Annotated in this window: 10 protein-coding genes, 1 tRNA gene, 1 other RNA gene and 2 pseudogenes; all 14 read left to right on the forward strand. The window is 53.3% G+C overall.

The annotated features are described in order from the left end of the window. Positions 1–212: 212 nt before the first annotated feature. A complete protein-coding gene (locus CWM52_RS04415; protein WP_100682977.1) occupies positions 213–857 on the forward strand; it encodes an autotransporter outer membrane beta-barrel domain-containing protein in 645 nt (214 codons plus the stop codon). 239 nt (positions 858–1,096) lie between these two features. Next, positions 1,097–2,299, forward strand: coding sequence for an MFS transporter (locus tag CWM52_RS04420; RefSeq protein WP_100682978.1), 1,203 nt, complete (start codon positions 1,097–1,099; stop codon positions 2,297–2,299). A 362-nt stretch (positions 2,300–2,661) separates the two neighbouring features. Continuing rightward, the gene (gene eptB, locus CWM52_RS04425; protein WP_100682979.1) at positions 2,662–4,353 is read left to right on the forward strand and encodes a kdo(2)-lipid A phosphoethanolamine 7''-transferase; all 1,692 of its coding nucleotides are present in this window, start codon (positions 2,662–2,664) and stop codon (positions 4,351–4,353) included. 91 nt (positions 4,354–4,444) lie between these two features. Beyond that, a tRNA-Pro gene (locus CWM52_RS04430) sits at positions 4,445–4,521 on the forward strand. A 34-nt stretch (positions 4,522–4,555) separates the two neighbouring features. Beyond that, a non-coding RNA gene (locus tag CWM52_RS04435) (RtT sRNA) lies at positions 4,556–4,687 on the forward strand. Between the two features lie 465 nt (positions 4,688–5,152). Next, positions 5,153–7,099 carry a helix-turn-helix domain-containing protein gene (locus tag CWM52_RS04440; protein ID WP_100682980.1) on the forward strand — a complete coding sequence of 649 codons (1,947 nt, stop codon included), beginning with the start codon at positions 5,153–5,155 and terminating at the stop codon, positions 7,097–7,099. A 403-nt stretch (positions 7,100–7,502) separates the two neighbouring features. Then, positions 7,503–7,666: pseudogene (locus tag CWM52_RS27050) on the forward strand (transposase); the annotation flags it as partial. A gap of 822 nt (positions 7,667–8,488) precedes the next feature. Further along, a complete protein-coding gene (dppA, locus tag CWM52_RS04455; protein WP_100682982.1) occupies positions 8,489–10,096 on the forward strand; it encodes a dipeptide ABC transporter periplasmic-binding protein DppA in 1,608 nt (535 codons plus the stop codon). Positions 10,097–10,205: 109 nt separating this feature from the next. Further along, positions 10,206–11,225, forward strand: coding sequence for a dipeptide ABC transporter permease DppB (gene dppB / locus CWM52_RS04460; RefSeq protein ID WP_004868763.1), 1,020 nt, complete (start codon positions 10,206–10,208; stop codon positions 11,223–11,225). Positions 11,226–11,234: 9 nt separating this feature from the next. Next, a complete protein-coding gene (gene dppC / locus CWM52_RS04465; RefSeq protein ID WP_100682983.1) occupies positions 11,235–12,137 on the forward strand; it encodes a dipeptide ABC transporter permease DppC in 903 nt (300 codons plus the stop codon). Between the two features lie 10 nt (positions 12,138–12,147). Continuing rightward, entirely contained in the window at positions 12,148–13,131 is a 984-nt protein-coding gene (dppD, locus tag CWM52_RS04470; protein WP_100682984.1) for a dipeptide ABC transporter ATP-binding protein, read from the forward strand. Next, entirely contained in the window at positions 13,128–14,141 is a 1,014-nt protein-coding gene (gene dppF, locus CWM52_RS04475) for a dipeptide ABC transporter ATP-binding subunit DppF (protein WP_100682985.1), read from the forward strand. The genes dppD and dppF overlap by 4 nt, the downstream gene beginning before the upstream one ends. Positions 14,142–14,633: 492 nt before the next feature. Next, entirely contained in the window at positions 14,634–15,422 is a 789-nt protein-coding gene (gene bcsO / locus CWM52_RS27055) for a cellulose biosynthesis protein BcsO (protein WP_117433771.1), read from the forward strand. A 1-nt stretch (position 15,423) separates the two neighbouring features. Continuing rightward, positions 15,424–16,216, forward strand: a pseudogene (locus CWM52_RS04485) (cellulose synthase operon protein YhjQ/BcsQ). The last annotated feature ends 13 nt before the right edge of the window (positions 16,217–16,229 follow it).

Here is a 16,229-nt window from a genome sequence, read left to right on the forward strand (position 1 = left end):
TATAAAACTTACGTGTTCGCCTTGACGGCTGAAAGATAAAGATAATAGTTAATACAGGGATACTACCCTCAAATATACCTGCCATTATTCAGGTTGCATGTGCATTGGCTGTATTCGTTCGCCCAATCACATTATTCAGGGTATTCAGGTGAAGCCCGTTCCATAAAAACACAGCAATAATGCCAGGTTGGCTCTTTTCTGGAGTCGCATTAATGATAATAAAGAAATGCAATGGCCTTCGGGGGATGATTCTGCCGGCGTGTGTGGTCGTCTGGGGCTCGTTTGTCAGTGACGCGCATGCCTGGCAACAGGAATATATCGCTATCGATACCAAAAGTAATACCCCTGAACGCTATACGTGGGATAGCGATCGCCAACCGCGCTATGAAGATATTCTGGCAGAGCGTATGAATGCGTCCGGCGATCTTCCCGGTATTGCGCTGAATCAGGCGGTGGTACCGCCGGATAGCGGCCGCGGGATGAGCGTGGGGTGGAATTTTACGCTGGGCAACGGTATCACTTCCGGCCCGGTGGCGAGTTTGCGTAGCGAGGTGATATCGACCGCTCCCGCGCGCCGCGCGTCAGACAACCCCTACGTAAATACGCTTGGCTGGCGGATGGATTATCAGGCGCTATGGGGCGTCCATCCGTGGGCGCAGGTGAGCTATAACCAGCCGCTCTCTGCGGATCTGACTGGGCCTAATCGCGGGCAGGATGGTGCCTGGCGCGATGTCACCTTCGGGGCGGATATGGCGCTCAGTTCACACCTTGCGGCCTGGGCGGCATTATCGCAGGCGGAGAATACGGCAGCGGGCGCCAGCTATCTCTATGTGATGGGGGTGAGCGCCAACTTTTAGCCTTTTTTTAGCATGCGTGAAACGTTATTATTACCTAATAAACACAGTAATGGCGCATTGTTGTAAGATAGTAATCACTAACTTATTTCTGCTGCTGCCATGTCCCTACCTTTTTCGATGTCATTCATTCCGGCTTACATGCATTTCATTCCCTGCTGATGGCATTTCATGCCTTTTTTACCCTGGCGTTCGGCTGGCTTCGCTATTGTGGCGACAGTTAATTATTCAGGATATCTGCTATGAACGCTGCAAACAGTCAATATACCCGCTGGCTTACGCTGGCCGGCACGATCGTCACACAATTCGCGCTGGGATCGGTTTATACATGGAGTTTGTTCAACAGTTCCCTTTCCGCAAAACTGGACGAACCGGTAAGCCAGGTGGCTTTCTCTTTCGGTCTGTTAAGCCTCGGTCTGGCGCTATCCTCTTCCGTCGCCGGTAAACTGCAGGAACGCTTTGGCGTCAGACGCGTCACCATGGCTTCCGGTATTTTGCTGGGGCTTGGCTTTTTCCTTACCGCTCACGCCAACAGCCTGATGATGCTCTGGCTGAGCGCGGGCCTGTTGGTGGGGCTGGCGGATGGCGCGGGCTATCTGCTGACGCTCTCCAACTGCGTGAAGTGGTTCCCGGAGCGTAAAGGACTGATTTCCGCCTTTTCCATTGGTTCCTATGGCCTCGGTAGCCTCGGGTTCAAATTTATTGATACTCACCTGCTGGCCACCGTCGGGCTGGAGAAAACCTTTATTATCTGGGGCGCCATTGTCCTGGTGATGATTATTTTCGGCGCCACCTTAATGAAAGATGCGCCGAGTCATACCGCCGCTTCTCGTAATGGCGTGGTGGAGAATGACTTCACGCTGGCCGAGTCGATGCGTAAACCGCAGTACTGGATGCTCGCCGTGATGTTCCTGACTGCCTGCATGAGCGGCCTGTATGTTATTGGCGTAGCAAAAGATATCGCGCAAGGGATGGTGCATCTGGATGTCGCGACGGCGGCGAATGCGGTCACCGTTATCTCTATCGCCAACCTGAGCGGACGTCTGGTTCTGGGGATTCTGTCGGATAAAATTTCCCGTATCCGCGTCATTACTATCGGTCAGGTGGTTTCACTGGTCGGCATGGCTGCGCTGCTGTTTGCCCCGCTGAACGCCACAACCTTCTTTGCCGCGATTGCCTGCGTCGCCTTTAACTTCGGTGGAACGATTACCGTGTTCCCGTCGCTGGTCAGTGAATTCTTCGGTCTGAATAACCTGGCAAAAAACTACGGCGTCATCTATTTGGGCTTTGGTATCGGCAGCATCTGCGGATCGTTGATTGCCTCGCTGTTCGGCGGCTTCTACGTGACCTTCTGCGTTATCTTTGCCCTGCTGATTCTCTCCCTGGCGCTCTCCACAACGATTCGCCAGCCGAAAGGTGAAGCCTACAACGCAGCCCACGCCTGATACGCCATCTTTGCGACGTCATACCGGCATTTCCTGAGCTATTCGTGCCTGTCCAACCAAATATTTTGTAAATGTTTGGTTGGATCACATTCCCGCCTGATACTTTTTTCTTTCTCTGTGGTCTACTTAGCGCGCTTTATAGAGGTTTCTTATACTCACCGCCCTTCAAACTGCCTTATTGTTGACTGCGCTTGTTCGCCTCAGTCACTGCTTGAGTAAGCACCAGAGGGTCACGAGCCTGTCGCCTCAAGGCATCTCGAATGGGTTTGAGTCGTTAATCAACCTGAACGCACCCTATTAACCTGCCCGCTTATATTGCGTGAGTCAGGCGGTTTTATCTCTTCTTTTTCCAGGTTTCATGCATGAATTATATTAGAACGATGACACAGCAGAAAGTCAGTCTCTGGCTGGCGCTGTACATCGGCTGGTTTATGAACGTTGCTGTGCTGTTCCGTCGCCTTGATGGTTATGCGCAGGAATTTACCCTCTGGAAAGGGCTTTCCGGGATTGTGGAACTGGTTGCCACCGTGCTGGTGACATTTTTCCTGCTGCGTATTCTGTCGCTGCTGGGCCGACGCGTCTGGCGAATACTCGCCACGCTGGTGGTGATTTTCTCCGCTGCCGCCAGCTATTACATGACCTTCCTGAACGTGGTGATTGGTTACGGCATCATTGCATCGGTCATGACCACGGATATCGACCTGTCTCAGGAGGTGGTTGGCTGGTATTTGATTCTGTGGCTGACCCTGGTCAGCGCACCGCCGCTGCTGCTTATCTGGAGCAACCGCTGTCAACACACGCTGCTGCGGCAAATTCGGACGCCGGGCCAGCGGGTAAAAAATATCGCTATCGTTGCCCTCGCCGGGTTAATGGTCTGGGGGCCGATTCGTCTGCTCGAACTGCGGCAGAAGGACATTGAGCGTAGCTCTGAAGTTGATATGCCGAGCTACGGCGGGGTGATCGCCAACTCGTATCTGCCATCGAACTGGCTTTCCGCGCTGGGGCTGTACGCCTGGGCGCAGGTGGATGAGTCCTCAGATAACAAGTCGTTGGTCAACCCGGCAAAGAAATTCACCTATGTTGAGCCGCAGGGCCTGGATGATACCTACGTGGTGTTCATTATCGGTGAAACCACCCGCTGGGACCATATGGGAATCCTGGGTTATAACCGCAATACCACGCCGAAGCTGGCGCAGGAGAAAAACCTGGTGGCCTTCCGCGGCTACTCCTGCGATACCGCGACCAAACTCTCTCTGCGCTGCATGTTTGTGCGTGAGGGCGGGGCGGAAGACAATCCGCAGCGAACGCTGAAAGAGCAAAACGTCTTTGCTGTCCTGCACCAGCTCGGCTTTACCGGCGACCTGTATGCGATGCAGAGCGAGATGTGGTTCTACAGCAATACCATGGCGAACAGCATCGCCTATCGCGAGCAGATTGGCGCGGAACCGCGTAACCGCGGCAAAAGCGTGGACGACATGCTGCTGGTGGATGAGGTTAAGCGTTCTCTGATGAAGAATGATCATGGTAAGCACCTGATTATTCTCCATACCAAAGGTTCGCACTTTAACTATACCCAGCGTTACCCGCGCAGCTTTGCGCAATGGCAGCCGGAGTGTGTGGGGGTGGACAACAAATGCTCGAAAGCGGAGCTGATCAACTCTTATGATAATAGCGTGACCTACGTCGATCATTTTATCGTGAGCGTGCTGGATCAGCTGCGTGATAAGAAGGCGATTGTGTTCTATGCCGCCGATCACGGAGAGTCTATCAACGAGCATGAGCACCTGCACGGTACGCCGCGTAAGATGGCGCCGCCGGAACAGTTCCGCGTGCCGATGATGGTGTGGATGTCGGATAAGTATCTGGCTGCGCCAGATCATGCCGCTGCGTTTGCCCGCCTCAAAGAGCAGGCGGCGATGAAAGTCCCGCGTCGTCACGTTGAGCTGTATGACACCATCATGGGCTGCCTGGGCTACACCTCGCCGGACGGCGGGATTAATGAGAATAACAACTGGTGCCGCGTTGCCGACGCGGGGAAAACCGTGGCGAAATAGCGGGAGTGGCGAGTTTCTCGCCGCTTGAGCTATTTTTTCCAAATAAGGCATTGACGGGTGTGAGTCTCAGCAGTAAGATGCGCCCCGCATTCGGTGATTGGCGCAGCCTGGTAGCGCACTTCGTTCGGGACGAAGGGGTCGGAGGTTCGAATCCTCTATCACCGACCAAATTTAAAAAGCCTGCTCAACGAGCAGGCTTTTTTGCATCTGTGGCCGACGAGGATGAGAACCTCCGGGGGCAGAGGTTCGACCCGAGCGTAGCGAGGGAACGTTGCTTTAGCAACGGCCCGCAGGGCGAGCCACGCAGTGGCGAGTCATCCTCTATCACCGACCAAATTTAAAAAGCCTGCTGACCCGTCCTGAATAGCGTTGACACGTTTCTGACTTAAACCCGGAGATCTGCCTCCGGTACTGTTCATTCCTCCTTTTTGTAACGATTGACGCACGTACTGGCGTCTGTCACCGTTTTGGCGCAGACATACAGGATAAACTTCAAGTTCGCGCGATTGTTGCTTTCGGCAACTGCTTTTTTCATGCCTTGCCTGAGGGCTCTTTTACGGTCCCAGGACTGTATCATTTGCTGTTAACATAGCATTCAGGATGCAACGATTCATTGTAACATTTTAATAATTAATGACTTTATTATTCATGCAATAGCATGATGTATTATGCGTGTTGAGACGGATACTGAAATTTTGGATACACTGCAGGCGTTTGTATTGATAATACGATTAGCTATTCGCTCAGGTTGTCCTTCTCTCTTCCTGGATTGTTAAATTAAACAGGTACCGACCCGATTATGTTTCCTGTCAGTGATTTGCTGGACTTACAAACGCTTTCTGAATCAGTTGAACTGGAGTTTAAGCTGGCTAAGGGAGCGGATGGTAAAGGTAAGCTGCCGGAGGATTTCTGGCGAACATACAGCGCGATGGCGAATGCTCGTGGTGGTTATGTCGTGCTGGGCGTCAGGGAAAAGAAAGGGAATTTTATCGTTGAGGGGATCAGCGATATTGCTACCGTTACGAAGCAACTGTTTGATATTGCAAACAACAAGAAAAAAGTAAATGTCAATTTACTGACCGATCAATCGGTACAGGTCATCAATCTTGATAATAAAGCGATCATTGTCATCGAGATCCCCATAGCAAGACGTGAGCAAAAGCCGGTCTATCTCAATAACCAGCCGATGACGGAAACATATATCCGTCGCCATGAAGGTGACTGTCACTGTTCTGAAGAGCAAATTAAAAGAATGCTCGCGGAGCAGGTTGAGGATAGTCGTGATGATCGGATTCTTAGCGGGTTTGATTTTAGCGATATCGATCAGGATAGTTTGCGCGCCTACCGTAATCTCTTTGCGGTTGCGAAGCCCCAGCATCCTTGGCTGGAGCTGGATATCATCGATTTATTCAGAAACGTCGGTGGCTGGCGCAAAAATCGTCAGAGCGGGGAGGAAGGCATAACCCTTGCTGGTATTCTGATGTTTGGTACCTGGAACGCCATTCAGGATGCGGTTCCAAACTATTTCGTTGATTATCGCGAGCGGGATGACACGCAACCGGATTCCCGCTGGATCGACCGCATCTATCCGGATGGTTCGTGGTCAGGCAATATTTTTGATTTTTACCGCCGGACATATCGAAAACTCATTACCGACCTTAAAGTACCTTTTGAATTGCAGGACGGCATTCGGCTGGATGAAACCAAAGTTCATGAAGCTATCCGCGAGGCGCTTGTTAATACTCTGGTGCATGCTGATTACACGGGCCGAAGCTCTATCTTAGTGGTCAGGCGGCCGGATCTTTTTGGCTTCCGTAATCCTGGGTTGATGCGGATACCGCCGGAAATTGCAGTGAAGGGTGGGGAAAGCGACTGTCGTAACCGCCGTATGCACCAGATGTTCTTAATGATTGGTGCAGGTGAGCGTGCTGGCTCTGGTGTGCCAAAAATTATGAGCGGTTGGAAATGGGCGAACTGGCGCACACCAAAGTTGTATGAGAAAACGGAACCCTCCGAACAAACGCTGCTTGAACTGTCAACAGTAAGCCTTGTATCACAGGAGGTTACTGAACGGCTTGATGATTTATTTGGCCAGCGTTTTCATCTGCTTGATGATCTCGAACGAATGATCGTTATCACAGCGGCGACAGAAGGTTGGGTAAACCATGAGAGAGCATGTCAGCTCACAAGCAGACATTCTCGTGATGTTACCCTGGCATTTCGAAAGTTAGTGGATAAGGGCTTTCTTGTCGCCAGTGGTGAAAAGCGAGATAAATCATACAGCTTACCTGGAATGGGGTTGCCGTCTCCGGAAGAAGTATTCGCTAATGCGTTAAGCTCCACATCGAACTTAACGCATAGTGATATCAGCTTAACGCATAGCGACCCTGACTTAGTGGATAGTCATCAGGGAAGAGATGAACACGGTCGGTTTATCAGCCACTTGCTAGATAAACCGTTTATTGATGATCTTGACGTATTGAGCGATGGATTCCGGAATGTACTTGAAGTGTTAGCTGCGCCATCACGGGAGCACCGTCGACTGGAGGCTGAGGTGATGAAGGAACTGCTTGTCCAGTTGTGCGATGGGCACTATTTATCTGTCGCGGTAATGGAAATATTGTTAGGACGTAAGGCGCAGAGTATTCGCCAGAATTACTTAAAACCTATGGTGGATTCAAAGCAGCTGAAGCTGGCGTTTCCAGACAAGCCTAATTCGCCAAGACAAGGGTATACGCTCGCTTAGATTTTCTATCAATAGGCTTTTGGTGCAGGTGGTCTTTTCGGGCAGGGCTATTCCCTTCGGCCAGTATACTGATGATTTCTGAATGGTTGAGGGCATGGCTGCTAAGGATTTCGAGAGCAAGACGGAGAGGGGAGTTATCGTGGGGAGAAAGTGGCTTATTCTCGCCAGCTTTCTGCATGGTTTAACCAGCGTTCAAGACACTCCTGATGCAAAGTACCGCAGTTGTGGTGGTTGATATTGAATACCGGAATCAACTCATCGTTATCATCGGAAGGGACGGGGTATAACAGTAATGCGAAAGACGAGATTTAAATGATGTTGTTAATGACATAGCGGTGATCTCCTGTTAGCGAACCACTCAGCCATCACAGTGATTTCCCCCTGAAAACAGTGCCAGTCTAAACTGAAGTCTCCGGTCTCTCTTCCCGCTCACAGAGAGGCTTATTGCCATGAAAAGACCCGCTATCCCGAAGAACAATTACCTTTGCGCTGAAACAGGCAGAAACCGGCACCCGCGTCGGGGAAGTCTGCAGAAAGACGGGTATTTCTGAGACCACTTTCTACAGCACGCCGCATTGCACATTTTCCTGCCTCCCCCTGCTGGCTGCAAAAACGGGTCGTTGCCCAAACCTGCGTAAAAGTGAAATCCCGCGTATTAATGACGTTGAGCTGCGGGTCGGGCGCAACGATGCCGGGGGGGGGATAGTTAACCAAAGTCACAAAAAAGGCACGAATCCTTGTTTCATGTTGCCTGTTAACTATTTTGTGACATCTTCCATTGTATTTTTTTATATATCTAAGGCTCTTTTTTCGCGAAGCTTATGGATAACGGCAGCATTTTCCGCTGTGCGTTTTAACGTTCGCGCTATTAATCGCTCACATATTGGCCACATCGCAATAAATTTTCACCATTTACCAGAATTGCTTATCACTGGCTGTTATCGGTTATTAAGTTATTTATGCTGCCTGATCGCCGCTAGCATAAATTTCTCTGCTGAAAATAGCGTCCTGAAGTTTTTTTAATCTTTGCCTGCTGATTCTCACCCCGGATGTAAAACCCGGTTAGCTGTATTGACGTTTACGCATTCTGTTGACAGATTGTAGGGCATGAGGGGCATTTCATGGAGAATCCGCACTGCAACTCAGGCGTTTTTGTGAAAGGAATCCCCATCTCTCTCAATGCCTTCGGGCACCACCGACCGGACCGGGTATATTCTAATAGTTCGAGCAACGGGAAGGCGGCAAGCTGAGCATCCCCGGCAGCATAGATAACTATGTGACTGGGGCTATCGAGCGTAGCCAACGCATCCGTAGTGCGAAATATGATGAATAAAAATAAATAAAGGCCTGGCGGATATATGCAAACAACATCACATTTGGAGCAGAATAATGAGTATTTCCTTGAAAAAGTCAGGGATGCTGAAGCTTGGTTTGAGCCTGGTCGCCCTGACCGTTGCTGCAAGCGTTCAGGCTAAGACCCTGGTTTATTGTTCTGAAGGTTCGCCGGAAGGCTTTAACCCACAGCTATTCACCTCTGGTACCACCTATGACGCCAGCTCGGTACCCATCTATAACCGTCTGGTGGAATTTAAAACCGGTACTACGGAAGTTATTCCAGGCCTGGCGGAAAAATGGGAAGTGAGCGCGGACGGCAAAACCTATACGTTCCACCTGCGTCAGGGCGTGAAGTGGCAGAATAATAAAGACTTTAAACCCACTCGCGATCTGAATGCTGACGACGTGGTATTCTCGTTCGATCGCCAGAAAAACGCGCAAAACCCGTACCATAAAGTGTCTGGCGGCAGCTATGAATACTTCGAAGGCATGGGCCTGCCTGACCTGATTAGCGAAGTGAAGAAAGTCGACGATAAAACCGTCCAGTTTGTGCTGACCCGCCCGGAATCGCCGTTCCTTGCCGATCTCGCCATGGACTTCGCCTCTATTCTGTCAAAAGAGTATGCTGACAACATGCTGAAAGCCGGTACGCCGGAGAAAGTGGACCTGAACCCAATCGGTACCGGCCCGTTCCAGCTGCTGCAGTATCAGAAAGACTCCCGTATTCTGTATAAAGCCTTCCCGGGCTACTGGGGCACCAAGCCGAAAATCGATCGCCTGGTCTTCTCTATCACCCCTGATGCTTCCGTGCGCTACGCGAAACTGCAGAAAAATGAATGCCAGATCATGCCGTACCCGAACCCGGCAGATATCGCGAGCATGAAACAAGATAAAAACATTACCCTGCTGGAACAGCCGGGCCTGAACGTCGGCTATCTCTCCTTCAACACCGAGAAGAAACCGCTGGATAACGTCAAGGTCCGCCAGGCGCTGACCTATGCGGTCAATAAAGAAGCGATTATCAAAGCCGTTTACCAGGGCGCAGGCCAGGCGGCGAAGAACCTGATTCCGCCGACCATGTGGGGCTATAACGACGACGTTAAAGACTACACTTACGATCCGGAAAAAGCGAAAGCGCTGCTGAAAGAAGCGGGTCTGGAGAAAGGCTTCTCCATCGATCTGTGGGCGATGCCGGTACAGCGTCCGTACAACCCGAACGCGCGCCGTATGGCGGAGATGATTCAGGCTGACTGGGCCAAAATCGGCGTGCAGGCCAAGATAGTCACCTACGAGTGGGGCGAGTATCTGAAGCGTGCGAAAGCAGGCGAGCACCAGACCGTCATGATGGGCTGGACCGGCGACAACGGGGATCCGGATAACTTCTTCGCCACCCTGTTCAGCTGTGCGGCGGCAAAAGACGGCTCGAACTACTCTCGCTGGTGCTACAAGCCGTTTGAAGATCTGATTCAGCCGGCACGTGCGACCGACGACCACAACAAACGTATCGAGCTCTACAAGCAGGCTCAGGTGGTGATGCATGACCAGGCTCCGGCGCTGATCGTCGCTCACTCCACCGTCTATGAGCCGGTGCGTAAAGAAGTCAAAGGCTACGTGGTCGATCCATTAGGTAAACACCACTTCGATAACGTCTCTATCGAATAATAACAGTGTGTTCCCCCCCTCTCCCCGCCTTGGGGAGAGGGAATTGACATTTGTGAGCAATACAGACGTCCGGTCACCAGGCGGGGCGTCACTATAGAGAATCCGGGTTATGTTGCAGTTCATCCTCCGACGTTTGGGACTTGTCATCCCGACATTTATCGGTATTACCCTTCTCACCTTTGCCTTTGTGCATATGATTCCCGGTGACCCGGTGATGATTATGGCGGGCGAACGTGGTATTTCCCCTGAACGTCACGCTCAGCTGCTGGCTGAAATGGGCCTTGATAAGCCGATGTGGCAGCAGTATGCCCACTATATCTGGGGTGTGCTGCATGGGGATTTAGGCATCTCGCTGAAAAGCCGCATTCCGGTGTGGCAGGAGTTCGTGCCGCGCTTTAAAGCTACGATGGAACTGGGCGTGTGCGCGATGATTTTCGCCGTCATCGTCGGTATTCCGGTGGGCGTACTGGCGGCGGTCAAACGCGGCTCTATCTTCGATCACACCTCCGTCGGCCTCGCGCTGACCGGCTATTCCATGCCGATCTTCTGGTGGGGCATGATGCTTATCATGCTGGTTTCGGTACAGCTCAACCTGACGCCGGTTTCCGGACGCATCAGCGACACCGTATTCCTTGACGATACCCTGCCGCTGACCGGTTTTATGCTGATCGATACCGCGATTTGGGGCGAGCCGGGCGATTTTATTGATGCCTTAATGCACATGATCCTGCCTGCCGTGGTGCTGGGCACCATTCCGCTGGCGGTAATTGTACGTATGACCCGTTCATCGATGCTGGAAGTGCTGGGCGAAGATTATATTCGCACCGCGCGCGCCAAGGGGCTGACCCGGATGCGCGTCATCGTGGTCCATGCGCTGCGTAACGCGATGCTACCGGTGGTCACGGTGATTGGGCTACAGGTCGGGACGCTGCTGGCGGGCGCCATTCTGACCGAAACGATCTTCTCCTGGCCTGGTTTAGGGCGCTGGCTGATCGATGCGCTGCAACGCCGCGATTACCCGGTGGTGCAGGGCGGGGTACTGCTGGTCGCGACGATGATTATCCTCGTCAACCTGCTGGTCGATCTGCTGTACGGCGTGGTGAACCCGCGTATTCGGCATAAGAAGTAAGGGGCCATCATGTCACAAATTACTGAAAATAAAGTTGTCGCCGCACCGGTGCCAATGACCCCTTTGCAGGAGTTCTGGCACTATTTCAAACGCAACAAAGGGGCGGTTGTCGGCCTGGTCTACGTGGCGATTATGATTATTATCGCCGTGTTCGCTAACTTCATCGCCCCCTATAACCCGGCGGATCAGTTCCGCGACGTACTGCTGGCGCCACCGGCCTGGCAGGAAGGGGGAAGCTTTGCGCATCTGCTGGGTACCGATGACGTGGGCCGCGATATTCTGTCGCGCCTGATGTACGGCGCGCGCTTATCGCTGCTGGTTGGCTGTCTGGTGGTGGTGCTGTCGCTGATTCTTGGCGTGGTGCTCGGCCTGGTAGCGGGCTACTTTGGCGGCGTTGTTGACTCCATCATTATGCGCGTTGTCGATATTATGCTGGCGCTGCCGAGCCTGCTGCTGGCGCTGGTGCTGGTGGCTATCTTCGGCCCCTCGATTGTGAATGCTTCGCTGGCGCTGACCTTTGTCGCCCTGCCGCACTACGTGCGATTGACCCGCGCCGCGGTGCTGGTGGAAGTGAACCGCGACTACGTCACCGCTTCACGGGTGGCAGGCGCGGGGGCGATGCGTCAGATGTTCATCAACATTCTGCCTAACTGTCTTGCGCCGCTGATCGTTCAGGCGTCTCTGGGCTTCTCTAACGCTATTCTCGATATGGCCGCTCTTGGCTTCCTTGGCATGGGTGCGCAGCCGCCGACACCGGAGTGGGGCACGATGCTCTCCGATGTGCTGCAGTTCGCGCAGAGCGCCTGGTGGGTCGTCACCTTCCCGGGTGTCGCGATTCTGCTGACGGTGCTGGCATTTAACCTGATGGGTGACGGTCTGCGTGACGCGCTCGATCCCAAACTGAAGCAGTAAGAGGTTCGAGATGGCGTTATTGAATGTTGATAAATTATCGGTGCACTTCGGCGACGAAGGGACACCGTTTCGCGCGGTAGACCGCGTGAGCTACAGCGTTAACCAGGGTGAAGTGATTGGCATTGTCGGCGAGTCCGGCTCCGGTAAATCGGTCAGCTCCCTGGCTATCATGGGGCTGATTGATTACCCCGGCCGCGTGATGGCGGAAAAGCTGGAATTTAATGGCCGCGATCTGAAGCGTATTTCAGAAAAAGAGCGCCGCCAGCTGGTGGGGGCGGAAGTGGCGATGATCTTCCAGGACCCGATGACCAGCCTCAATCCCTGCTACACCGTCGGCTACCAGATTATGGAAGCCATTAAGGTGCATCAGGGCGGCAATAAGAAAACCCGTATTCAGCGGGCTATCGATCTGCTGACGCTGGTGGGCATTCCTGACCCGGCATCGCGTCTTGATGTCTATCCGCACCAGCTCTCCGGGGGGATGAGTCAGCGCGTGATGATCGCCATGGCGATAGCCTGCCGACCAAAGTTGCTGATTGCCGATGAACCAACCACCGCGCTGGACGTGACCATCCAGGCGCAGATCATCGAGCTGCTGCTGGAGCTGCAGCAGAAAGAGAACATGGCGCTGGTCCTGATCACTCACGATCTGGCGCTGGTGGCGGAAGCCGCGCACAAGATTATCGTGATGTACGCCGGTCAGGTGGTGGAAGCCGGCGATGCGAAGGATATCTTCCGCGCACCGCGCCATCCGTATACTCAGGCGCTGCTGCGCGCGCTGCCGGAGTTTGCCCAGGATAAAGCGCGGCTGGCGTCTCTGCCTGGCGTGGTGCCCGGGAAATATGACCGCCCCAACGGCTGTCTGCTAAACCCACGTTGCCCCTATGCCACGGATAAGTGTCGCAGCGAGGAGCCGGAGCTGAACCGCGTTGATGGCACCCGTCAGTCGAAATGCCACTACCCACTGGATGATGCCGGGAGGCCTACGCTATGAGTACCCATGAGGCCACCACGCAACAGTTTTTGTTGCAGGCCATTGATCTGAAAAAATATTACCCGGTGAAGAAGGGGCTGTTTGCCCCTGAACGGCTGGTTAAGGCGCTGGACGGCGTCTCGTTTAACCTTGAACGCGGAAAGACGCTGGCGGTGGTCGGCGAGTCCGGCTGCGGAAAATCGACGCTGGGCCGTCTGCTGACGATGATAGAGATCCCGACCGGCGGCGAACTTTACTATCAGGGGCAGGACCTGTTAAAGCCAGACGCCACGGCGCAAAAGCTGCGGCGGCAGAAAATCCAGATTGTGTTCCAGAACCCCTACGGCTCGCTGAATCCGCGCAAAAAAGTGGGACAGATTCTGGAAGAGCCGCTGCAGATCAATACGTCACTGAGCAAAGAACAGCGCCGTGAAAAAGCGCTGGCGATGATGGCGAAGGTCGGGCTGAAAACCGAGCATTACGATCGCTATCCGCATATGTTCTCCGGCGGTCAGCGGCAGCGTATTGCGATTGCCCGGGGTCTGATGCTGGACCCGGACGTGGTGATTGCCGATGAACCCGTCTCGGCGCTGGACGTGTCGGTTCGCGCGCAGGTGCTGAACCTGATGATGGATCTGCAGCAGGATATGGGGCTGTCGTATGTGTTCATCTCCCATGACCTGTCGGTCGTGGAGCACATTGCGGATGAAGTGATGGTGATGTATCTCGGCCGCTGCGTGGAGAAAGGGTCTAAGGACCAGATCTTCAACAATCCGCGTCATCCGTATACTCAGGCTCTTCTGTCGGCCACCCCTCGTCTGAACCCGGACGATCGCCGCGAACGTATTAAGCTGACCGGCGAGCTGCCGAGTCCGTTGAATCCGCCGCCGGGCTGCGCCTTTAATGCCCGCTGCCGTCGTCGTTTCGGCCCGTGCACGCAACTGCAGCCGCAGTTGAAGAACTATGCTGGACAGCTGGTGGCCTGCTTTGCCGTCGACCAGGATGAAAACCAGCAAAAACCGCTCGCCTGATGTTCCCCGCTGCTGTCGAAGGCGCCAAAACTTTCGACAGCAGCCGCTTATTATTCCCGGAGAAGAGTAAGGCTTAAGAAAGTACCTAGCCGATGTTTTTAGCTTAAATAATTTATTCGACCTATTTCTACAACGATATAAAAAGACTAAAATATATCCCATCAAGCGTCATGGCTATTTGTTCTGCTCATCACCTCAAGATTAATGAGATAAAAAACGGATTATTTCAGTGGTGCCGCAAGTTCTGGCCGGGTGGCGTCTGGACCTCCTAAAAAATGGAGCTATCATTTTTTATAAGAAATGGTAGGGTAACCACAAAACTATCAGTGATTTACGCTACCTTGTTCGATACCCCCCTATAACGTCATTGCATTGTTGGTCATTCTGACCAACTTAAGTTGATGAAAAACAATACAATAAACTATGCTCTAAAGGCGTAGTATTAAAATAAAAACAGCTAAAATATTATTTTTTAGAATCATGAGGTTATCCATGACCCATTATGATGATTTGCAGCGCTTCAAGGAAAAGACTCGTACGCAAAGTCTGGATTTCAAGGACCTTTCATCACACGCCGCCGCCAGAGAACAGGGAGATTGGGTTATTCTCAATCAGCTTTCGCCTGGGGAAAGCAAAGAGTCTTCTCTGGCCATGGGAGGGTCGGTATCGTTGCCGATACCACAGCCGGTCCCTACGGATATGTTTCATTGGGTTGAAGCTGACCCCGTGCACTCGCCGTTATCCTTGTCGCCTGCAACCCCGGCTCCGGTAATACCATCCCCGGTGTCCGCCTCTGCTCCGCATGACCCTCTTCCGGCGGTAGAAAATACGCTGGCAGCGGAACCTGCGCCGACAATGGCCGCGTCCGTTGCACCTGCTCCAGCCGTTGCGCCTGCTCCAGTCGTTGCGCCTGCTCCAGCCGTTGCACCTGCTCCAGCCGTTGCGCCTGCTCCAGCCGTTGCACCTGCTCCAGCCGTTGCACCTGCTCCAGCCGTTGCACCTGCTCCAGCCGTTGCACCTGCTCCAGCCGTTGCACCTGCTCCAGCCGTTGCACCTGCTCCAGCCGTTGCACCTGCTCCAGTCGTTGCGCCTGCTCCAGCCTTTGCACCTGCTCCAGTCGTTGCGCCAGCACCACCGGTCGCTGTTCGTCCGGTCGTACCGTCTGCGCAGGCGGCTGAAGGTTATGCTCATTTATTTGCGGTAAAAGCCGTTGAACCGGTGGCGAAAAATAAAGATCAGCCGCTGAAATCACTTTTAGAAAGGATTGCGACATGCCGTTGATTTGCGTGTGTTCTCCCAAAGGCGGCGTAGGAAAAACGACCCTCGCGGCAAATCTGGCTTATTCGTTAGCTCGCGCTGGCAGCAAAGTTCTGGCGATCGATTTTGATGTGCAAAATGCGCTACGCCTGCATTTTGGCGTCCCTCTGAGCGATGATCGCGGCTATGTCGCGAAAGCGCTGGAGCTTCACGACTGGAGCCAGTGCGTGCTGAGTGCGGGCAGCAATATCTTTGTTCTGCCCTATGGCGACGTCAGCGACGCACAGCGTCAGGCTTTTGACGAACACCTGGCCAGCGACCCCCATTTCCTCACCCGTGGGCTGGCGGCCTTATTGAATTACCCCGGGTTAGTTATCATCGCCGACCTGCCTCCAGGTCCTTCACCGGCGCTGACGGCATTAACGCCGCTGGCCGATCTGCACCTGATCCCGCTGCTGGCGGATACCGCCTCGATGTCGACGCTGTCGCAGGTGGAAAAGCAGCGTTTAACCGGCGGTAAACTCAACCACAAACTTGGGCACTTTTTCGTGCTGAATCAGAGCGATAATCGCCGTCAGGTCAGCCGTGACGTCACCGCGCTGATGGAGGATAAACTGGGCGATCGTCTGTTGGGTATTATCCATCGTGATGAGAGCGTCGTTGAAGCGAACGCTTCCCAGAAGTCGATTCTCGACTTTAGCTCTTCCTCTGCAGCCGCCTTTGATATTGAAATCATGGCAAAAAAAATCTCTGCGCTGTTGGGTATTAAAATTGGCGACGGCACGGTGCACAGCCAGCCTCGTATGTCAGGGCTTTAACTTATTGCAGGGC

It is taken from the genome of Raoultella sp. T31 (genome assembly GCF_002806725.1).
Lineage (GTDB): Bacteria > Pseudomonadota > Gammaproteobacteria > Enterobacterales > Enterobacteriaceae > Klebsiella > Klebsiella electrica.